We start from the raw sequence: 20,478 nt of genomic DNA on the forward strand, positions 1-20,478 counted from the left end.
GGGGAGTGGAGAATGGACGTTCACCGCACCAGAACGCATCCTGACGCGGCATATTTAAGGCAGGCGGGCCAGCCGTTCGGACAGCAGCGCGAAGAACCGTTCGTCGTCCACGCCGCCGACGAACAGGGCGTTGCGCGGACGGTCGGTGATCTGCCACCAGTCGGCCACCGTCATGCCCAGCGTCAGATCCGACCGCGTCTCGATCTCGACGTTGATCTGGCGTCCGGCGAACAGATCCGGCTCCAGCAGCCAGGCGATGACCGTGGGGTCGTGCAGCGGCGCGCCGTCGCTGCCGTATTTGGCCTTGTCGAAGCGCTCGAAGAAGTCGGTCATCTCGGCCACGGCGATGCCGGCGCGGGTGCCCAGCGCGCGGAACGCGTCGTTGCGCGCCTTCGTCACCAGCACCTTGTGCGTCGCGTCCAGCGGCAGGACCGTGATCGGCGCGCCGCAGCCGAAGACCACGGCCGCCGCTTCGGGATCGACGAAGATGTTGAACTCGGCCGCGGGGGTGATGTTGCCCACCTCGAAATAGGCGCCCCCCATCAGCACGATGCGCGCGATGCGGCCGGCGATGTCGGGCGCCATCCGCAGTGCCATGGCGATATTGGTCAGCGGCCCCAACGCGCACAGGGTGACGCTGCCCTCCGGCTCGGCGCGCAGCGTCCGCACGATGAAGTCCACGCCGTGCATGTCCTGCAACGGCATCGCCGGATCGGGCAGCACCGGCCCGTCCAGCCCCGTGCGCCCGTGCACATGCTCGGCCGTGACCAGCGGGCGCAGCATCGGCCGGTCGCACCCCGCGAAGACGGCGATGTCGGGCCGCCCGGCCAGTTCGCACACGATCCGCGCGTTTTTCTGCGTCAGCGCCAGCGGCACGTTGCCCGCCACCGCCGTCACCCCCAGAACCTCGATCTCGGGCGAGGCGAGCGCCAGCAGGATCGCCACCGCGTCGTCCTGCCCCGGATCGGTGTCGATGACGATCCGCGTCGTCATCGCGTGATTGCCTGAAGGATGCGCGCCCAGCTTCGCATGCCCTTGTGAAAGCTCTCCATGTCGTATTTCTCGTTCGGGGAATGGATGCGGTCGTCGTCGCGCCCGAACCCGACCAACATCGAATCCATCCCCAGCAATTCGTTGAAATGTCCCGCGATGGGGATGGATCCGCCTGCGCCCACGAACGCCGCGTCGTTCGGCCATTCGTCGCTCAGCGCCCGGCGCGCGGCCTCGAATGCCGGGTCGTCGATGCGCATCCGGCTGGCCCGCGACGCGCCGTGATCGGCGAAGGTCGCGCGGCAATCGGGCGGCAGCATGCCCCGCACCATGTCGCGGAACGCCGCCCGGATTGCCTGCGGATCCTGATCGCCGACCAGACGAAAGCTGATCTTGGCGCGCGCCTGGGCGGGCAGCACCGTCTTGAAGCCCGCACCCGCATAGCCGCCCGCGATGCCGTTGACCTCGCAGGTCGGGCGCGACCAGATCATCTCCAGCGGATCGCGGCCCGTCTCGCCCGCGGGATGCGACAGCCCGACCGATCCCAGGAACGCCGCCGCGTCGAAACCCAGCCCCTGCCATTGCGCGCGGATGTCGTCGGGCAATTCCGTCACGCCGTCGTAGAAACCGGGCACCGTCACGCGGCCCTGATCGTCGTGCAGGGCGGCGACGATGCGCGCCAGAACGCGGATCGGGTTCGCCGCCAGCCCGCCGAACTGCCCCGAATGCAGGTCCTTGTCGGCAGCGTGGATCGTCACTTCCTGCCCCAGGATGCCGCGCAGTTGCGTGGTGATGGCGGGCGTGTCGCGGTCGAACATGCCGGTATCGCAGATCAGCGCCAGATCGGCGCGCAATTCGTCCGCGTTCCGTTCCAGGAACGGCACCAGCGACGGCGATCCCGATTCCTCCTCGCCCTCGAACAGGAACGTCAGCCGGGCGGGCAGGGTGCCGTGCACCGCCTTCCAGGCGCGGCAGGCTTCGACGAAGGTCATCAACTGCCCCTTGTCGTCCGCGGCCCCCCGTCCGCGGATGACCCGGCCTTGCGGCGTCTCCTCGATCGCCGCGTCGAACGGGTCGCGGTCCCACAGGTCCAGCGGATCGACAGGCTGCACGTCGTAATGGCCGTAAAACAGCAGCGGCCGGCCGGTCCCGCCGCCATGCGCCACGACCATCGGATGCCCGTCCGTCGGGCGCACCGACGCGTCCAGCCCCATCCCCGACAGCTCGGCCGCCAGCCAGTCCGCCGCCGCGCGGCAGTCGGCGGCATGGGCGGGGTCGGTGGACACGGACGGGATCGCGATGAAACGCAGCAGCCGGTCGGCAGCTTGCGCAAGATCCGCGTCGATGCGGGACAGGACGGCGTCGAGGGACATGGAAAAGGCTCCGGCAGGGATGCGCCGAACCTTATCGCCGCCCCGCGCGGTGTCCAGCCGTCCGGGCGTTTGCGCCAGATCAAAGACGGGGTGCCCATGAAAGTGCCAATTGCACCTGTCACTTTGGCCCGTTTCGCGCTATCTGACCCCCTGAGACGAGAATGAGGCCCGGTTGTGAATTATGAAGCCAGCATCGACGCCGCTCTTCAGCGCCTGCACGACGAGGGCCGCTATCGCACCTTCATCGACATAGAGCGGCGGCGCGGGGCCTATCCCCACGCGGTCTGGCGCCGGCCCGACGGAACGGAACGGCCCGTCACCGTCTGGTGCGGCAACGACTATCTGGGCATGGGCCAGCATCCCGTGGTGCTGGCGGCGATGCACGACGCGCTCGACGCGACGGGCGCGGGGTCGGGCGGCACGCGCAACATTTCGGGCACCACGGTGCATCACAAGCGGCTCGAGGCCGAACTGGCGGATCTGCACCGCAAGGAAGCGGCCCTGCTGTTCACCAGCGCCTATATCGCCAACGACGCCACATTGTCGACGCTGCCGAAACTGTTTCCCGGCCTCGTCATCTATTCCGACAGTCTCAACCATGCCTCGATGATCGAGGGGGTGCGCCGCAACGGCGGCGCCAAGCGCATCTTCCGCCACAACGACCTCGACCATCTGCGCGAACTGCTCGCCGCCGAGGATCCGGCCCTTCCCAAGCTTATCGCGTTCGAATCCGTCTATTCGATGGACGGCGACTTCGCGCCCATCGCGGCGATCTGCGATCTGGCGCAGGAATTCGGCGCGCTGACCTATCTCGACGAGGTTCACGCCGTCGGCATGTATGGCCCCCGCGGCGGCGGCGTGGCCGAGCGCGACGGCCTGACGGGGCGTATCGACATCATCAACGGCACGCTTGCCAAAGCCTATGGAGTGATGGGCGGCTATATCGCGTCGTCGGCGAAATTGTGCGACGCGATAAGGTCTTACGCGCCGGGCTTCATCTTCACGACATCGCTGCCGCCGGCCGTGGCGGCGGGGGCCGCGGCCTCTGTCCGGCACCTCAAGACCGACCGCGACCTGCGCGACCGCCACCAGACCGCCGCCCGGACGCTGAAGATGCGGCTCAAGGGGATGGGCCTGCCGCTGATCGACCACGGCAGCCATATCGTGCCGGTGCATGTCGGAAATCCGGTGCATTGCAAGAAGCTCAGCGACCTGCTGCTCGACGATTACGGCATCTATGTCCAGCCGATCAACTTCCCCACCGTGCCGCGCGGGACCGAACGGCTGCGCTTCACGCCGTCGCCGGTGCATGGCCCCCTGGAAACTGAAAAGCTGATCCGCGCGATGGATGCGCTTTGGTCGCATTGTGCGCTGAATCGCGCCGAACAAAGCGCCTGAACGCAATTTGCCCGTGTGCACCGGCCCTTGGGTCGTGTAACTCTCATCGCAAATGAACGACCCGATCCGAATCGGAAACCGCTGGGCGGCAGGGTTCGGACAAGGGTTCGCGAGGCAGCGCGAGGGGCGAGCGGAATGATCGGGCGTTTCCGTCACAAGGAAACGAGGACCGTCGAAGAACCGACGGAAATCGTTCGCGGTTTTGACGATTACGACCTGCGGCTGGGCGATGTCATGCGCGGCGAACGGGCGACTTTGGGTAAGTCGCTGCTGGACGTGCAGCGCGAACTCAAGATCAAGGCCACCTATATCGCCGCGATCGAGAATGCCGATCCGTCCGCCTTCGAAACCCCCGGCTTCATCGCGGGCTATGTGCGGTCCTATGCGCGCTATCTCGAACTCGATCCCGACTGGGCCTATCGCGCCTTCTGCACCGAAGGCGATTTCGCCACCGCGCACGGCATGTCGCCCGCCGCGTCGTCGCGCCGCGCCGAACCCGCGCGCGTGACCGGCATGCGCGGCGATCCCTTCGCGGGCAGGGGAACGGGCTTCGTTCCGCCCTCGGAAAGCATGCTGTCGCGGGTGCAGCCCGGCGCCATCGGCTCGACCGCGGTGCTGCTGGGGCTGATCGCCCTGCTGGGATATGGCGGCTATTCGGTTCTGAACGAGGTGCAGAAGGTGCGCTTCGTGCCCGTCGAACAGGTGCCGCAGGTGGTGGCCGAACTCGACCCGCTCGATGCCGTGCGCCAGCCCGATCTCGATACGCCGGACGATCCCGGTATCGCGCCCGCCGCGTCCGACGGGTTCGAACGGCTCTACCGGCCCCAGGCGCTCGACGTGCCGATCCTGGTGGCGCGGGACGGTCCCATCGGCGCGCTTCGGGCCGACCGGCCCAGTGCGCTGGTCCGCGGTCCCGATGCCGCCGCCGATGCCGCTCGCACCGTCCTGGCCGCCGCCACCGACGCGGTCCCCGATACGTCCGACACCCCCGCCGATGCCGGCGCCGTGCAGGTGGTCGCGCAGGCCGTGCCCGACGTCGTGCTGATGGCCGTCCGCCCGTCCTGGGTGCGCGTCAAGGCCGCCGACGGCACGGTGCTATACGAACAGATCATGAAGGAGGGCGACCGTTTCGTCCTGCCCGCCACGGAAAAGCCCGCCACCCTGCGGACCGGCGAATCGGGCGCCATCTATTTCGCCGTGAACGGCACCGCCTACGGTCCCGCCGGCGGCAACGGGCAAGTGACCGGCAACCTCGCCCTCGACGCGGAAAGCCTGACGCAGACCTACCGCGTCGCGGATATGGAGGCCGACGCCGCCCTGGCCCGCGTGGTGGCCGAACTGCGATCCACCCCCGACACGCCGCCCGGAATCGCCGCCCCGTCCGAGTGAGGCGGTTGCGCGCCCGCGCCCGCGGCATACATTAGCCCCATTCCCGACCGGAGCCGCTTCATGTCGCTGAACGCCGTGCGTCCCTGGCGCAACATCCACCGCCGCAAGTCGCGCCGGATCATGGTCGGCACCGTCCCCGTGGGGGGCGACGCGCCGATCTCGGTCCAGACGATGACCAACACCGATACCGGCGACGCCGCCGCCACCATCGCCCAGGTCGTCGCCTGCGCCGAGGCGGGCGCCGACATCGTGCGCGTGTCCTGTCCCGATACCGACGCGACCCGCGCCCTGCGCGAAATCGTCCGCGAAAGCCCCGTCCCCATCGTCGCCGACATCCACTTCCACTACAAACGCGCGATCGAGGCGGCCGAGGCGGGCGCGGCCTGCCTGCGGATCAATCCCGGCAATATCGGCAGCGACGACCGCGTGCGCGAGGTGATCCGCGCCGCGAAGGACCACGGCTGTTCCATCCGCATCGGCGTCAACGCGGGCTCGCTCGAACGGGATCTGCTGGAAAAATACGGCGAACCCTGTCCCGAGGCGATGGTCGAATCCGGCCTGCGCCACATCGCCATCCTGCAAGACAACGATTTCCACGAATTCAAGATCAGCGCCAAGGCGTCCGACGTGTTCCTGTCCGCCGCCGCCTATCAGGCGCTGGCCGACGCTACCGACGCGCCCATCCACCTTGGCATCACCGAGGCGGGCAGCCTCAACGCCGGCACCGTCAAATCCGCCATCGGTCTGGGCAACCTTCTGTGGATGGGCGTCGGCGACACGTTGCGCGTCTCGCTGTCGGCCGATCCGGTTGAGGAAGTGCGCGTCGGCTACGAGATCCTCAAGGCGCTGGGGCTGCGGCATCGTGGCGTGAACATCATCTCGTGCCCGTCCTGCGCACGGCAGGGCTTCGACGTGATCCGCACCGTCGAGGCGCTGGAGGAACGGCTGGCCCATATCAAGACGCCGATGTCGCTGTCGATCATCGGCTGCGTCGTCAACGGTCCGGGCGAGGCGCTGATGACCGATGTGGGCTTCACCGGCGGCGGCAAGGATTCGGGCATGGTCTATCTGGCCGGCCGCCAGCATCACAAGCTGGGCAATGCCGGCATGATCGACCATATCGTCGATCTGGTCGAAAAGAAGGCCGCCGAGATCGAGGCGCAGACAGCCCTCGCTGCCGAATAGGCGCTAGTCGTCCTTCATCGCGTCGCGCAGGCCGGCGAAGGGGCGGGTATCCTCGTCGCGCATCGGCGCCGTTCCCGGTTCGGCATGCAGCACCTGACCGATCTCGGCACCCGGCGCGCGGGGGAATGCCGGCACGGCCAGCGCCAGCGCCTCGAACAGCACCTCGTCGAGATCCAGCGCCGCCGGAAGTGGCTCCTGCGTCACGTCCTGCGGCATCTCGACCTCGCCGCCGGGGGCGGCCGTGTCCATTTCGGCCAGATAGGTCCGCTCGACCGTGTCGTCGATCCGCGTCGTCACCGGCGCCAGCGTGATGCCGCAGGGTTGCACCACGGTCGCGCCCAGATCGGCCCGCAAGGTCCAGTCGCGCCGGCCGTGTGGCGTCAGCGTGCCCCGGAACCGCAGCTTGCGCAGCGCGTCCAGTCCCAGCGCGTCCGCCATCGCGGCGCGGGCCTCGGCATCCGGCTCGATCTCGAACTGCCGCTCGGTCCGGCGGGACGTATCGTCGAGACGCACAAGCGTCTTCCGCATCATGGCATCACCCGTTCTTGAACTTCCTGTCCCTCATCATGTAGTCCGCATGAAGGGCGGGGGAAACCGCGGCAAGGGGGCAGGCATGGCACGCGCATCGCGACTGACGCTGGGGGCGCTGCTGATCGTCCTGGCGGGCTGCACCACGCTTTACCGCAACCACGGCTATGTCCCGACCGACGACCAGCTTGCGCTGGTGCAGATCGGCGATAGCCAGCAGACGGTCGCCGATACCGTGGGCCGTCCCGTGGCGACCGGGGTGCTGGACGACAGCGGCTGGTATTTCGTCCGCTCGCGCTGGCGCGACTACGCCTGGCAGGCCCCGGTCGAGGTTGACCGCGAAGTCGTCGCCATCAGCTTCACGCCGCAGGGCACCGTCAGCAATGTCGAACGGTTCGGGCTTCAGCAGGGCCGCGTCGTGCCGCTGTCGCGCCGCGTCACGGAAAGCAACGTGCAGGGCGTCGGCTTCCTTCAACAGCTTTTCCGCAACGTCGGCAACTTCAATCCCGCCGATTTCCTCGATGGCGGCGACCGCTAGGTCAGGCGCCGCCGGTGGCCGGATCGAAGGTCAGCGCCACGCCGTTGATGCAATAGCGCAGGCCGGTCGGCTGCGGCCCGTCGGGAAAGACATGGCCCAGATGCGCCTCGCACCGCGCGCAATGCACTTCCGTCCGCTTCATGAAGAACTTGCGATCCTCGCTCGTCTCCACGTTGGCGGGATCGGCGGGCTGCCAGAAGGACGGCCAGCCGGTGCCGCTGTCGAACTTGGCCGCCTGGTCGAAAACCGGCAACCCGCAGCAGACGCAGTTGAACGTGCCCGGTTCCTTGGGAAAATCCTCGTGCGTGCCGGCGCGCTCGGTGCCGTGCTTGCGCGTCACCTTGTAGGCTTCGTCGCTCAACTCGGCGCGCCACTCGGCATCGGTCTTTTCGATCTTCTGCATGGGTCGTCCTTTCGGGTATCCGCGCCGTTCCGTCACGGCGCGCTGGCTGTGCCGAATCTAGGGCGTCCGCGCCGCCATCCAAGGCCGCGGCCGTGACCGCGCCCGGCACGATGCGCTACCGGGTCCGGCACGCGGCGGATGCGCGCGACCGGGCCGCCTGCCTCGATCTGCGCCGCACCGTCTTTCCCGCCGACCGGGCCGCCGCCGATCCCCTGGACGCTCTTTTCGCGCATGTGCTGGTCGAGGACGGGCAGGGCCGCGTCGTCTGCACCTTCCGCCATATCGTCCATCCCTCGGGCGGCGATGTCCATCGCGGCTATTGCGGCGGTCTTTACGCGCTCGACGCGCTGGCGCGGCAGCCCGGCCCGATGATCGAACTGGGGCGCTTCTGCATCCGCCCCGGCCCCGACGCGCCCGACATCCTGCGGCTGGCCTGGGGGTGGCTCGCGCGGCTGGTGGACGACAGCGGCGCGGCGATGCTGTTCGGCTGCGCGTCGTTTCCGGGCGCCGATCCGGCGGCGCACCGCGCGGCGCTCGGGCATCTTTACCGCCGCCACCGCGCACCCCCCGACTGGCGGCCGGGCAGGCGGGCCGGTCGCATTGTGGAACTGGCCCCGCTGGCGCGCGAGGGCGCGGACGCGATGGCGGGAATGCCCCCGCTGCTGCGGTCCTATCTGGCGATGGGCGGACGCGCCGGGGACCATGCGGTGATCGACGCCGCGATGGATACGCTGCACGTCTTCGTGGGCGTGCCCGTGGCCGGCATCCCGCCCGCCCGCGCGCGCCTGCTGCGTGCCCTGGCCGGCGCCTGCGACGGTCATTGACGCGGGCCGGGCCGCCGCATACCTCGCGCGTCATGGCGCGCACACCGATCCTACAGCTATCCGACGTTTCTCTTACATTCGGCGGAACCCCCGTTTTCGCGGATCTGAACCTGGTGGTTCAGCCCGGAGACCGCGTGGCGCTGGTCGGGCGCAACGGGTCCGGCAAGTCAACCTTGATGAAGGTGATGGCCGGTCTGGTCGAACCCGATGCCGGTCAGCGCGCCCTGCCGCCCGGCATCCATGTCGGCTACATGGAGCAGGAGCCGACGATGCAAGGCTTTGCCACGCTTGGGGATTTCGCGTCCTCAAGGCTCGACCCCGCCGAGGCATGGCGTGTCGAGGCGGTGGCCGAAGGTCTGCAATTCGACCTTGCCGCCGACCCCGCCACCGCCTCGGGCGGGGAACGCCGCCGCGCCGCGCTGGCCAAGCTGCTGGCCGAGGCGCCCGAACTGATGCTGCTGGACGAACCCACCAACCACCTCGACATTTCCGCCATCGCTTGGCTCGAAAACGAACTTACGACCACCCGAACCGCCTATGTTCTGATAAGCCACGACCGCACTTTTCTCAGGAATCTGACCCGCGCGACGCTCTGGATCGACCGCGGACAGGTGCGCCGTCAGGAAAAGGGGTTCGACGCCTTCGAGGATTGGCGCGACGCCGTCTGGGACGAGGAAGACACCCAGCGCCACAAGCTCGACCGCAAGATCAAGGCCGAAGGCCGCTGGGCCGTCGAGGGGATCAGCGCCCGCCGCAAACGCAACCAGGGCCGCCTGCGCGCTTTGGCCGCCATGCGCGAAGACCGCGCGTCGATGGTTCGGCGCCAGGGCACCGCGGCGATGGATCTGGAAGCCGGCGCACGATCCGGCAAGCGGGTGATCGAGGCGCGCAACATCTCGAAATCCTACGGCGGCCGGGTGATCGTCGCGCCCTTTTCGCTGCGCGTCCAACGGAGCGAACGAGTGGCGTTCGTCGGCCCGAACGGCGCGGGAAAGACCACCTTGCTGAGGATGCTGACCGGCCTTGAGGCCCCCGACACGGGCGAGGTCGTGTTGGGCACCAATCTGGAAATGGCCGTGTTCGATCAGACCCGCGCGCAGCTCGACCCCGAAATGTCGCTGTGGGACAGCCTGACGGGAACGCCCGAAATGCGGGTGTCGGGGGCGGCCGATCAGGTCATGGTGCGTGGCCAGCCGCGCCATGTCGTCGGATACCTCAAGGATTTCCTGTTCACCGAAGCGCAGGCGCGGGCGCCGGTGCGGTCGCTTTCAGGAGGCGAGAAGGCGCGCCTGCTGCTGGCGCGGATCATGGCGCGGCAAAGCAATCTGCTGGTTCTGGACGAGCCGACGAACGATCTGGACCTAGAAACGCTGGATCTGATGCAAGACCTGCTGGGCGATTATGACGGCACGGTGTTGCTTGTCAGCCACGACCGGGACTTCCTCGATCGCGTGGCGACGACCACTCTGGCCTTCGAAGGGGGCGGGCGCGTGATCGCCTATGCCGGCGGGTGGAGCGATTATCAGGCCCAGCGAACCGAGGCGCCGCCGGTAACGCCCGCGCGGTCCGAGGCCCCGCAGCCCGCACGCACCAGGACCAGCGGTCCTGCGGCATCGTCGCTCAGCTTCACGGAACGGCACCGGCTGGAATCCCTGCCGGCCGAGATTGCGCGGCTTGAGGCGGAGATTTTCAAACTGGAAACGCTTTTGGCCGATCCCGGCCTGTTCTCGCGCGAGCCCGTCAAGTTCGCCAAGGCGACCGAGGCCCTGACCGCACGGCAGAAAGCCCTGTCCTTGGCCGAGGACGAGTGGCTGGCGCTGGAGGAGCGCGCGGGCGCCTGATCTCACACCGCCCTCGCGGCTTCGTGACGGCGGTTCGTTGCCGTCAAACCCGCTATGCGTCTGGCGGGACTATCATTCACGAAGGGCGCGGCCTAGGTCGGTGGCAGCAGGCAGGCGCTGCCGCCTGCCCGAGAACGGAAGGAACGAGACATGAAACTATTCGCAATCGGATCGACCGCGCTGGCGGGTCTGATGATCGCCACCGCGTCGCAGGCCGGCGGCCTTGCCCCCGCGCAGCCCGAGCCCGTCGTTGCCGTCGCCGCGCCCGTCGTCGCCTTCGGCCGCGACTGGACCGGCGCCTATGGCGGTCTGTCGCTGGGCTATGGCAACGTCAATGCCAGCACCGGCAACGACGATGTGCTGGGTCTGACGAACGCGCTGGATGAAGCCGATGGCGCCATCGGCGGTATCTTCGCAGGCTACCAGTACGATTTCGGCACCTTCGTGCTGGGCGGTGAAATCGACCTGAACGCAGCCAATCTGGACTATGACGGCACCGACCTGTCCGTCGATCAGGTTCACCGCGTGAAACTGCGTGCGGGCTACGATGCGGGCAAGTGGCTGCCCTATGCCACCGTCGGCGCGGCCTATGCCAAAGCGAAGAACGGCGACGATCTCAGCGATACCGGCGTCGCATACGGTGTGGGCGTCGATTATGCCGTGACCGACCGGGTTCTGGTCGGCGGCGAGTTCCTGCGTCACGACTGGGACGATTTCGACGGCACCGACATTGACGTCAGCGCCAACACGATCCAGGCGCGGGTTGCGCTGCGCTTCTGAACGACGCCATTCGCGTTAGGGGGTCCGGCCAGGCCGGGCCCCTTGCCGTCCGGGGCGCGCGGCGCTAGACCGGCGCCATGAAGACCTGTCGCAGCATCTTTCCCATCTGACCCTGCCGCGGCGGTCCGGTCTTCTTGCCTTGCGTCCCACCGAGCCGACCGCCCTTCATAAAGGACGGCGCGACCCCATGACCCCCATCAGGCTGACCAACACCGCATCGCGCCGCAAGGTCGCGCTGGATCCGATCGACCCCGCGAATGTGCGCGTCTATGCGTGCGGCCCGACCGTCTACGACCGCGCGCATCTGGGCAATGCCCGTGCCGCCGTGGTGTTCGATGTCCTCTACCGGCTGCTGCGGCATCGGTATGGTGCGGACCATGTGACCTATGTGCGCAACATCACCGACGTGGACGACAAGATAAATGCCCGCGCGGCCGAGACCGGGCGCCCCATCGCCGAGATCACCGACGAGACGACGCGCTGGTATCTGGACGACATGGCGGCGCTGAACGTGCTGCCGCCCGACCACATGCCGCGCGCCACCGCCTATGTCCCGCAGATGATCGCGATGATCGAGACGCTGATCGCCAGGGGCCATGCCTATGAAGCGCAGGGCCATGTGCTGTTCGCGGTGGCGAGCTATGCGCAATACGGGGCGCTGTCGGGCCGCACGGTCGAGGACATGAAGGCTGGCGCGCGTGTCGAGGTGGCCCCCTACAAGCGCGACCCGATGGATTTCGTGCTCTGGAAACCGTCGTCCCCGGACCTGCCCGGTTGGGACAGCCCGTGGGGCAGGGGGCGGCCCGGCTGGCACATCGAATGCTCGGCCATGAGCGCGGAATTGCTGGGCGCGCATTTCGACATTCATGCGGGCGGCGGCGACCTGATCTTCCCCCACCACGAGAACGAGATCGCGCAAAGCGTCTGCGCCCATGAAGGCACGCCGATGGCGAATGTGTGGCTGCACAACGAGATGCTGCAAGTCGAGGGGCGCAAGATGTCCAAGAGCCTCGGCAATTTCTTCACCGTGCGCGATCTGCTGGAGGACGGGGTGCCGGGCGAGGTGATCCGCTTCGTTCTGCTGTCCACGCATTACCGCAAGCCGATGGACTGGACGGAAGATCGCGTGGCCGAGGCGGAAGCGACCTTGCGCCGCTGGCAGGATCTCGCCGCGGGCTGCGACGCCAGCGACGACGTTACGGCCGTTGCCGACGCACTGGCGGACGATCTGAACACGCCGGGTGCCATTGCGGCCCTCCACCGGCTGGCCAATGAGGGTGACGGCGCAAGGCTGAAGGCGGGCGCGTCGCTTCTGGGTCTGATGCAGCGCGGCTTGCCCGAGGTCGACGTTCCGGTGGACAGCGCCCTTATCGAGCGTCTTCTGGGCGAGCGGCGCAGTGCCCGGACTGCCCGGAACTTCGCCCGCGCGGACGCGATCCGCGCCGCGTTCGATGCGGCGGGGGTCCAGTTGCAGGACCGGCCCGACGGTCCGACCGAATGGAAGGTCAAGGCAGGCTTCGATCCCGTCCCGTTGAAGGCGCTGTCGTGACCGAGCGTCTGACGATCTACGACACGACGCTGCGCGACGGGCAGCAGACGCAGGGCGTGCAGTTTTCGGCGGCCGAAAAACGGCGGATCGCCGCGATGCTGGACGCGCTCGGCGTCGATTACATCGAAGGCGGCTGGCCCGGAGCGAACCCGACCGACAGCGCGTTTTTCGACGCCCTGCCGCCGACCCGCGCGACGATGACGGCCTTCGGCATGACGCGGCGCCAAGGACGGTCGGCTGCCAACGACGACGTTCTGGCCGCGGTGCTGAACGCCGGAACGCCGGCCGTCTGCCTTGTCGGCAAGACCCACGATTTCCACGTCCGCGCGGCCCTCGGCATCGAACTGGCCGAGAATGTCGAGAACATCGCCGCCTCGGTCGCCCATTGCGTCGGCAAGGACCGCGAGACGCTGTTCGATGCCGAGCACTTCTTCGACGGGTGGTTGTCGGACAGGGGCCATGCGCTGGATTGCCTCCACGCGGCGCTGCAAGCCGGCGCGCGCTGGATCGTGCTGTGCGACACCAATGGCGGCACGATGCCCGGCAGGATCGGCGACATCGTGGCCGCGGTGATCGCGGCGGGCATTCCGGGCGACCGGCTGGGCATCCACACGCATGACGATGCCGGATGCGCCGTGGCCGGATCGCTGGCGGCGATCGAGGCCGGCGCGCGGCAGGTGCAGGGCACGCTGAACGGTCTTGGCGAACGCTGCGGCAATGCCAGCCTGACGACGCTGATCCCCACGCTGGCGCTGAAATACGCCGACCGCGTCACGACGGGCGTGCCCGCCGATGCGCTGACCGGGCTGACCCGCACATCGCGCGCGCTGGACGACATCCTCAACCGGGTGCCGGTGGCGTCGCGCCCCTATGTCGGCGGATCGGCCTTTGCGCACAAGGCGGGGCTGCATGCCAGCGCCGTGGCCAAGAACCCTGCGCTTTACGAACATGTCGATCCGGCCCAGGTCGGCAACACCCGCATCGTGCCCATGTCGAACCAGGCGGGCCAGTCGAACCTGATCGCGCGGCTGGCGGATATGGGACTGGCCGTCGAGAAGGGCGATCCGGCTCTGGCGCGGATCCTCGACGCGGTAAAGGCGCGCGAGGCCGAAGGCTATTCCTATGACACGGCACAGGCCAGTTTCGAGCTGATGGCGCGCCGCGAGCTGGGGCGCCTGCCGCGCTTCTTCGAGGTGAAGCGCTATCGCGTGACGATCGAGCGGCGCAAGGACAAGCGCGATCGCATGGTGTCGCTGTCCGAGGCGGTCGTCGTCGTCAAGATCGGCGGCACCAAGACGCTGTCGGTCAGCGAGTCGATGGATGCGGGCGGCGGCGACCGCGGCCCGGTCAACGCGCTGGCCAAGGCATTGGCGAAGGATCTGGGGCCGTATCAGGCCCATATCGACGATATGCGGCTGGTGGATTTCAAGGTCCGCATCACCCAGGGCGGAACCGAGGCCGTGACCCGCGTCATTATCGAGCACGCCGACGGCGAAGGGCGGCGCTGGTCCACCGTCGGGGTGTCGCCCAACATCGTCGATGCCAGCTTCGAGGCGCTGCTGGACGGTATCCAGTGGAAATTGATCCGTGACGGCGCGACCCCCGCATGAGCGTGCAGGCCTGTGCCGAGATCGTCCGAAACGGCGATCCCGACCGGTTCCTGGCGACGATGGCGGCGCCGCCTGCGGCACGGACGATCCTGTTTCCGCTTTACGCCTTCAACGTCGAGGTCACGCGTGCCCCCTGGGTGACGAAAGAACCGATGCTGGCGCAGATGCGGCTGCAATGGTGGCGCGACCTTCTGGGCGGACCGCGATCCGCGAAGGATCCTGCGCGGCACGAAGTCGCCGCTGCGCTGGGTTTCCTCGATGCCGGATCAGCGGCCCTGCTGGACGGGCTGATCGACGCAAGGCACTGGGACATCGGCACCGATCCGCATGCAGACGACGCGGCGCTGGATGCCTACCTCGACGCGACGGCGGGCAATCTGGCCTGGACGGCTGCCCGTTCGCTGGGGGCGGTCGAGGAAGACGCCGTGCGCAGGCTGGCCCGTGCGGCGGGACTTGCCCGCTATCTCGCCGCCCTTCCCGCGCTGAAGGCGGCGGGCAAGCGTCCGCTGACCGATGACAGCCCCGAGACGGTGCGCGGCCTTGCGCGACGGTATCTGGGGGACATGCCGCGTGCGCGGTCACTGTCGCGGCCGGCGCGCATCGCCACGTTGGAAACGTGGCAGGCGCGGCCGCTGCTGACGGCAATCCTGCGCGATCCCGCCCGCGTGGAACGGGGCGCGGTCGGACTATCCGAAGGCGGCAAACGCCTGCGTCTGCTGGCCGCGTCCGTCTAGGCCGTCTGGCGCGGCCTGAGCCAGAGCCAGATCAGCGCGCCGCCCGCGAGCGCCAGAAACGGCGCCATCGCGATGTTCACCGCGTTCCAGCCATCGACCGGCGTTCCGCCCGAGCAGTTCATCAGACCGCCCGACGCGATCGACGCCAGCGCGACGCAACCCATGACGATGGCGTCGTTCATGCCCTGAAGCCGCCCGCGTTCCTCGGGCCGCTGGGCCGAGGCCAGCATCGACGTGGCGCCGATGAAGCCGAAGTTCCAGCCGACGCCGAGAAGGATCAGCGCCAGATAGAAATTCGGCAGATCCACCCCGGACAACCCGGCGATGCCGGACGCGGCCAGGATCGCCAGACCCAGCCCAAGGATACGCTCGACCCCGAAACGGGCGATGAGGTGGCCGGTGAAAAAGCTGGGCACATACATCGCGAGGACGTGAAACGACACGACATCCGCCGCATCCGCCTTGTCGAACCCGCACCCCACGACGGCCAGCGGCGTCGAGGTCATCACGAGGTTCATCAGCGCATAGGAGACCATGGCGCAGATGATGGCCACCGCGATGCGCGGCGTGCGCAACAGCTCGCCCCGGCTGCGGCCGATGGGCGCGTCGGCCGCGGGCGCCGGTGGCCTCGGAATGCGCAGCCCCAGAAACAGCAGCGATCCGACGAGGTTGATGGCGATCACCGCAAGATAGGTGCCAAGGAACGGCACCACCATCGCATCCGCCGTCACCTTGACCAGTTGCGGCCCGATGATCGCGCTGATCAGCCCGCCGGCAAGGACATAGCTGATCGCCTTGGGCCGGAAGGCATCCGACGCCGTGTCCGCTGCCGCGAAGCGATAGAAGCCCTGCGCGCTCAGGTAAAGGCCGGTGAAAAGCGAGCCAAGAAGGAAGATCGGAAAGCTGGCCGTCATCAGTCCCCAGGCGCCGATCAGCGCCCCCAGCGATCCGCCCGCCGTGCCGCAAAGAAAGCCCGCGCGCCGCCCATAGCGCTGCATGATCGCCGATAGCGGCTGCGCCGACAGCATCGAGCCGACGATGATCATCGAGATCGGCAAGGTCGCAAAGCAGACATTCGCGGCCAGCGATTGCCCCGCGAGGCCGCCGATGACGAAGATCATCGGCATCTGTGCGCCCAGAAACCCTTGCGCCGCGACGAGGATCGCGACATTGCGGCGGGCATGGCGGGCGGTTCGGGCGGCGTCGAGGTTGGTCATCGCCTTGCCATAGGCCGTCGCGGCGACGTTGGGAAGGGTGGCGGCAACCCTGCGGGACAGGCCATGGACGAACGGATCATCACCGGCGAGGCGTGCATTGCCGAAGGGGCGGATTGGCTTGTCCGGGTCGAACCGCGCTTCGGCCCTGTCCTGGCGGCGACCGGCCCCTGGCCGCTGCGCCTGCGTCCGGGCGGCTATCCGGCGCTGGTCGATGCCATCGTCAGCCAGCAGGTCAGCGTCGCCGCCGCTGCCGCCATCGCAGCGCGGGTGCGCGAGGCGGGATTTCACGACCCGGCCATCGCCCGACTCGCCGATGACGACGCCTTGCGCGCCTGCGGCCTCAGCCGCCCCAAGGCCCGCTATGTCAAGGCGCTGGCCGGGGCCGGTATCGACTTCGACGCGCTGGATCGCGCGCCCACCGACGAGGTGATCGCGCGTCTGGTCGCGGTGCCGGGCATCGGCGTGTGGACGGCCGAGATTTACGCGCTGTTTTCGCTGGGGCGTGCCGACGCCTTTCCGGCAGGCGATCTGGCCTTGCAGGAAGCGGCGCGGTTGCTGTTCGACCTGCCCGACCGTCCGCGCGACCGCGCGCTGCGCCAGCTTGCCGAGGGCTGGCGTCCCTGGCGGGGCGTTGCGGCCCGCGCGCTCTGGGCCTACTACCGTGTCGCGAAGGACCGGGAGGGCACGCTTTGACACGCATTCTGAAGGCCGGCCGCAGGGGGGCGCAGAAGGGCAGCGCGCGGCAGGCCGTCATCTTCCTGCACGGCTATGGCGCCAACGGCGCCGACCTGATGGGCCTGGCCGACCCGTTGGCGCCCCATATGCCCGGCACCGTCTTTCTGGCACCCGACGCACCCGAACGCTGTGCCGGGGCGCCGATGGGATTTCAGTGGTTTCCCATCCCCTGGATCGACGGGTCGGATCCCGCCACAGCGGAAGAAGGCATGGACCGCGCGGCGCGTGATCTCGACGCCTATCTCGACGCGGTGCTCGAGGATGAGGGGCTGACCGACGACCGGCTGGTGCTGATGGGATTCTCGCAAGGCACGATGATGGCGCTCGACGTGGCGCCGCGCCGGCCGCGGCCCGTCGCCTGCGTCGTCGGTTTTTCCGGGCGGCTGCTGCGGGCCGACGCGCTGGAAGGGCATGTCGTCAGCCGGGCGCCGATCCTGCTGGTGCATGGCGATCAGGATCAGGTCGTCCCGCCCGAATCGCTGCCCGAAGCCGCGCAGGCGCTTCAGGCGGCAGGCTTCGACGTCTTCGCCCATATCAGCAAGGGAACCGCTCACGGCATCGCCCCCGACGGGCTGAGCGTGGCGCTGGCCTTTATCCGGTCGCACCTGAGCCTTTCAGACGAAGCGCAGACCGGCACACGTTAAGCGCCCGGTAATGCCGTTGTGACACGGTGTGACCTGTTGCCCCGGTGAAACTTGGGGGCAGGTTGTATCAGGGGGAATGGCAAATGGCTTGCGATCCGGCTTTGCAGGGGGCATGGCCCTTTGATACCGCTAACCTTGCAGTTGGTCCCGAACCGGACCGGAACAGTGAACCCATGATGACCGCCACGCCTGCCGTTCGCGTCGACAAGGACGAATTCCGCGCAGCCGTTCTGCGACACCTGACCTATTCGCTGGGCAAGGATGCGGATCATGCGCAGATCACCGACTGGCGGCTGGCGTTCAGTTTCGCCGTCCGCGACCGGATCGTCGATCCCTGGTTCGCGTCCACCCGTGCCAGCTATGCCGCGCAGGCCAAGCGGGTTTATTACCTGTCGATGGAATTTCTGATCGGGCGCCTGCTCGAGGACGCGATCATCAATCTGGGACTGCGCGATGTCGCAGGCGAAGTTTTCGCTGATCTTGGCGTCGATTTCGAAACGCTGCTCGAGGACGAGCCGGACGCCGCGCTGGGCAATGGCGGGCTGGGAAGGCTGGCGGCCTGTTTCCTCGAATCCCTGTCCACCCTCGGCGTGCCGGCCTATGGCTATGGCATCCGCTACGAACACGGGTTGTTCCGGCAGAGTTTCGACAAGGGCCGCCAGATCGAGACGCCCGAGGATTGGCTGCACCAGCGTCACGTCTGGGAATTCGAACGTCCCGAGGCGGCGTTCCGCATCGGGTTCGGCGGCAACGTCGCCCTGGCCGGTCAGGGGGCCGTCTGGACGCCCGCGGAAACGGTGGTCGCCAGTGCCTTCGACACGCCGGTCATCGGGTGGCAGGGGCGGTGGGCGAATACCCTGCGTCTTTGGGCGGCCGAACCGGAACATGGCTTCGACCTCGCCAGGTTCAATCAGGGCGACTATGCCGGCGCGGCGGCACCCGAGGCTGCGGCGCGCACCATCAGCCGGGTGCTGTATCCCGACGACACGACCGATGGCGGCAAGCGACTGCGGCTGAAGCAGGAATATTTCTTCACCGCCGCCTCCCTGCGCGATATCCTGCGGCGGTTCGACAGCGAATACAACGACCTGCGGCTGTTGCCGCGCAAGGTCGCGATCCAGCTCAACGACACGCACCCTGCAATTGCCGGGCCAGAACTTGTCCGTCTGCTGCACGACGAAAAGGGCATGGCTCTGGACGAGGCGATCGCGACGGCGCGCGGATGCCTGAGCTATACGAACCACACGCTGTTGCCCGAAGCCTTGGAACGGTGGTCGGAATCCCTGATGGGCGATCTTCTGCCCCGTCATCTGCAACTGATCGAGCGGATCGATGCAGCCCACGCCAAGGACCATCCGACGCGGTCCGTCACCATGATCGGCGGCGGCGACGTGCTGATGGGACCGCTGGCTTTCGGCATGGCGCATCGGGTGAACGGCGTTTCGGGACTGCATACCGATCTGATGAAGAAGACCGTGTTCGCCGAACTTCACCGGCTTCACCCCGAGCGCATCGTCAACCAGACCAACGGCGTCACGCCCCGGCGCTGGCTGCTGGCCGCCAACCCGCGTCTGTCGGGTCTGATCACCGAAGCCATCGGCGACGGCTGGATCGACGATCTGGAACGGCTGGCCGATCTGGAACCGATGGCGGACGATGCCGGTTTCCGCGCCGCCTTTGCCGCGGTCAAGCGCGCGAACAAGGAAGATCTGGCGACCTTCCTCGCTCAGGGGGGTGCGGAAGTCGATCCGGCGGGGATGTTCGATATTCAGATCAAGCGCATCCACGAATACAAGCGCCAGCACCTCAACATCCTGGAAACCATCGCCCTGTGGCAGGAGATGCGGGACGATCCGCATGCCGACTGGGTGCCGCGCGTCAAGATTTTCGGCGGCAAGGCGGCGCCGGGTTACTTTTTCGCCAAGGAGATCATTCACCTGATCAACGCGGTGTCGGAAACGCTCAATTCCGACCCGGTCACATCGCACCTGCTGCGGGTCGTCTATCCGGCGAACTACAACGTCAGCCTGGCCGAGCGGCTGATCCCCGCCGCCGAACTGTCCGAACAGATTTCCACCGCCGGCAAGGAAGCGTCGGGCACCGGCAACATGAAATTCGCCCTGAACGGTGCACTGACCATCGGCACCCTCGACGGTGCGAATGTCGAGATCCGCGATCTGGTCGGGGCCGAGAACTTCTTCCTGTTCGGCATGGATGCCGCCGCGGTGGAAGATCGCCGCAAGATCGCCGGACATGCGGACCACGCCATCGCCGCCGATTCCCGGCTGGCACGGGCGCTGGCGGCCATTCGCGACGGTGTATTCTCGCGCGACGATTCCCGGCGGTTCGCAGGCATCGCCGACAATATCGCGGGCGAGGATAAATTCCTGGTTGCCTCCGACTTCACCGATTACTGGCGTGCACAACGCGAGGTCGAGCAGGCCTATCGCGATCAGGATGGCTGGAACCGCGCGGCGGTGCTGAACACCGCCCGATCCGGGTGGTTCTCGTCCGACCGGACGATCCGGGGCTATATGGCTGAGATCTGGGACGCACCAGGGATCGCGGCGGAATAGCGGATTGGATGGCAAGTCCGTAATGCAACCTGGCGTTGATCGAGGGCGGGTCCGGGGCGGAGCTGTCCATCATCTGGGAGGAAACCGCTTTACCGTCGCTGAACGTCCTTTAACCTGTCCCCAAGAAGAACGGCCTTTCAGCATGTTTGCGTGAAGGTCGCCAA

18 protein-coding genes are annotated in these 20,478 nt (G+C 67.7%); 13 read left to right on the top strand and 5 right to left on the bottom strand.

Annotated elements, in window-relative coordinates:
- Positions 1-54: 54 nt before the first annotated feature.
- Both OCGS_RS03645 and OCGS_RS03650 read right to left on the bottom strand, forming a co-directional pair.
- Positions 55-993, bottom strand: coding sequence for a nucleoside hydrolase (locus OCGS_RS03645; protein ID WP_007425874.1), 939 nt, complete (start codon positions 991-993; stop codon positions 55-57).
- Entirely contained in the window at positions 990-2,363 is a 1,374-nt protein-coding gene (locus OCGS_RS03650) for a M20/M25/M40 family metallo-hydrolase (protein WP_007425875.1), read from the bottom strand. Before OCGS_RS03650 ends, OCGS_RS03645 begins: the two co-directional genes overlap by 4 nt.
- Before the next feature lie 174 nt (positions 2,364-2,537).
- Between OCGS_RS03650 and hemA the strand changes: the two genes are divergently transcribed.
- The 3 genes from hemA to ispG all read left to right on the top strand — a co-directional run bounded on the left by hemA (position 2,538) and on the right by ispG (position 6,335).
- Positions 2,538-3,761: a 5-aminolevulinate synthase gene (gene hemA, locus OCGS_RS03655; RefSeq protein WP_007425876.1), complete on the top strand. Its 1,224-nt coding sequence runs from the start codon at positions 2,538-2,540 to the stop codon at positions 3,759-3,761.
- 135 nt (positions 3,762-3,896) lie between these two features.
- Positions 3,897-5,150 (top strand): helix-turn-helix domain-containing protein, encoded by a 1,254-nt coding sequence (locus tag OCGS_RS03660; protein ID WP_007425877.1) that lies wholly within the window; start codon positions 3,897-3,899, stop codon positions 5,148-5,150.
- Between the two features lie 60 nt (positions 5,151-5,210).
- Complete coding sequence (gene ispG, locus OCGS_RS03665; RefSeq protein ID WP_007425878.1) at positions 5,211-6,335, top strand: flavodoxin-dependent (E)-4-hydroxy-3-methylbut-2-enyl-diphosphate synthase; 1,125 nt, start codon at positions 5,211-5,213, stop codon at positions 6,333-6,335.
- Between the two features lie 3 nt (positions 6,336-6,338).
- On the opposite strand, the gene OCGS_RS03670 is transcribed toward ispG, so the two are convergent.
- Positions 6,339-6,866, bottom strand: coding sequence for a YceD family protein (locus OCGS_RS03670; protein ID WP_007425879.1), 528 nt, complete (start codon positions 6,864-6,866; stop codon positions 6,339-6,341).
- 82 nt (positions 6,867-6,948) lie between these two features.
- Here OCGS_RS03670 and OCGS_RS03675 point away from each other — a divergent pair, with 82 nt between their 5' ends.
- Complete coding sequence (locus OCGS_RS03675; RefSeq protein ID WP_040610501.1) at positions 6,949-7,401, top strand: outer membrane protein assembly factor BamE; 453 nt, start codon at positions 6,949-6,951, stop codon at positions 7,399-7,401.
- Between the two features lies 1 nt (position 7,402).
- On the opposite strand, the gene msrB is transcribed toward OCGS_RS03675, so the two are convergent.
- A complete protein-coding gene (gene msrB / locus OCGS_RS03680; RefSeq protein ID WP_007425881.1) occupies positions 7,403-7,804 on the bottom strand; it encodes a peptide-methionine (R)-S-oxide reductase MsrB in 402 nt (133 codons plus the stop codon).
- A gap of 92 nt (positions 7,805-7,896) precedes the next feature.
- Between msrB and OCGS_RS03685 the strand changes: the two genes are divergently transcribed.
- The 6 genes from OCGS_RS03685 to OCGS_RS03710 all read left to right on the top strand — a co-directional run bounded on the left by OCGS_RS03685 (position 7,897) and on the right by OCGS_RS03710 (position 15,142).
- Positions 7,897-8,628 carry a GNAT family N-acyltransferase gene (locus OCGS_RS03685; protein WP_007425882.1) on the top strand — a complete coding sequence of 244 codons (732 nt, stop codon included), beginning with the start codon at positions 7,897-7,899 and terminating at the stop codon, positions 8,626-8,628.
- 32 nt (positions 8,629-8,660) lie between these two features.
- Positions 8,661-10,469, top strand: coding sequence for an ABC-F family ATP-binding cassette domain-containing protein (locus OCGS_RS03690; protein ID WP_040610474.1), 1,809 nt, complete (start codon positions 8,661-8,663; stop codon positions 10,467-10,469).
- 150 nt (positions 10,470-10,619) lie between these two features.
- Entirely contained in the window at positions 10,620-11,249 is a 630-nt protein-coding gene (locus OCGS_RS03695) for an outer membrane protein (protein WP_007425884.1), read from the top strand.
- A gap of 187 nt (positions 11,250-11,436) precedes the next feature.
- Positions 11,437-12,798 carry a cysteine--tRNA ligase gene (cysS, locus tag OCGS_RS03700; RefSeq protein WP_007425885.1) on the top strand — a complete coding sequence of 454 codons (1,362 nt, stop codon included), beginning with the start codon at positions 11,437-11,439 and terminating at the stop codon, positions 12,796-12,798.
- The gene (cimA, locus tag OCGS_RS03705) at positions 12,747-14,408 is read left to right on the top strand and encodes a citramalate synthase (protein ID WP_052026120.1); all 1,662 of its coding nucleotides are present in this window, start codon (positions 12,747-12,749) and stop codon (positions 14,406-14,408) included. Before cysS ends, cimA begins: the two co-directional genes overlap by 52 nt.
- Complete coding sequence (locus OCGS_RS03710; protein WP_007425887.1) at positions 14,405-15,142, top strand: squalene/phytoene synthase family protein; 738 nt, start codon at positions 14,405-14,407, stop codon at positions 15,140-15,142. The genes cimA and OCGS_RS03710 overlap by 4 nt, the downstream gene beginning before the upstream one ends.
- Here OCGS_RS03710 and OCGS_RS03715 read toward each other — a convergent pair.
- Positions 15,139-16,359, bottom strand: coding sequence for an MFS transporter (locus OCGS_RS03715; RefSeq protein WP_007425888.1), 1,221 nt, complete (start codon positions 16,357-16,359; stop codon positions 15,139-15,141). The two genes, OCGS_RS03710 and OCGS_RS03715, sit on opposite strands and share 4 nt — an antisense overlap.
- 63 nt (positions 16,360-16,422) lie before the next feature.
- On the opposite strand from OCGS_RS03715, the gene OCGS_RS03720 reads away from it, so the two are divergent.
- From OCGS_RS03720 to OCGS_RS03730, 3 genes are all read left to right on the top strand, one after another.
- A complete protein-coding gene (locus tag OCGS_RS03720) occupies positions 16,423-17,052 on the top strand; it encodes a DNA-3-methyladenine glycosylase family protein (protein ID WP_007425889.1) in 630 nt (209 codons plus the stop codon).
- Positions 17,049-17,738 (top strand): alpha/beta hydrolase, encoded by a 690-nt coding sequence (locus OCGS_RS03725; protein ID WP_007425890.1) that lies wholly within the window; start codon positions 17,049-17,051, stop codon positions 17,736-17,738. Before OCGS_RS03720 ends, OCGS_RS03725 begins: the two co-directional genes overlap by 4 nt.
- A gap of 173 nt (positions 17,739-17,911) precedes the next feature.
- A complete protein-coding gene (locus tag OCGS_RS03730) occupies positions 17,912-20,314 on the top strand; it encodes a glycogen/starch/alpha-glucan phosphorylase (protein WP_007425891.1) in 2,403 nt (800 codons plus the stop codon).
- Positions 20,315-20,478: the final 164 nt, after the last annotated feature.

It is taken from the genome of Oceaniovalibus guishaninsula JLT2003 (genome assembly GCF_000299575.1).
GTDB classification, from domain to species: domain Bacteria; phylum Pseudomonadota; class Alphaproteobacteria; order Rhodobacterales; family Rhodobacteraceae; genus Palleronia; species Palleronia guishaninsula.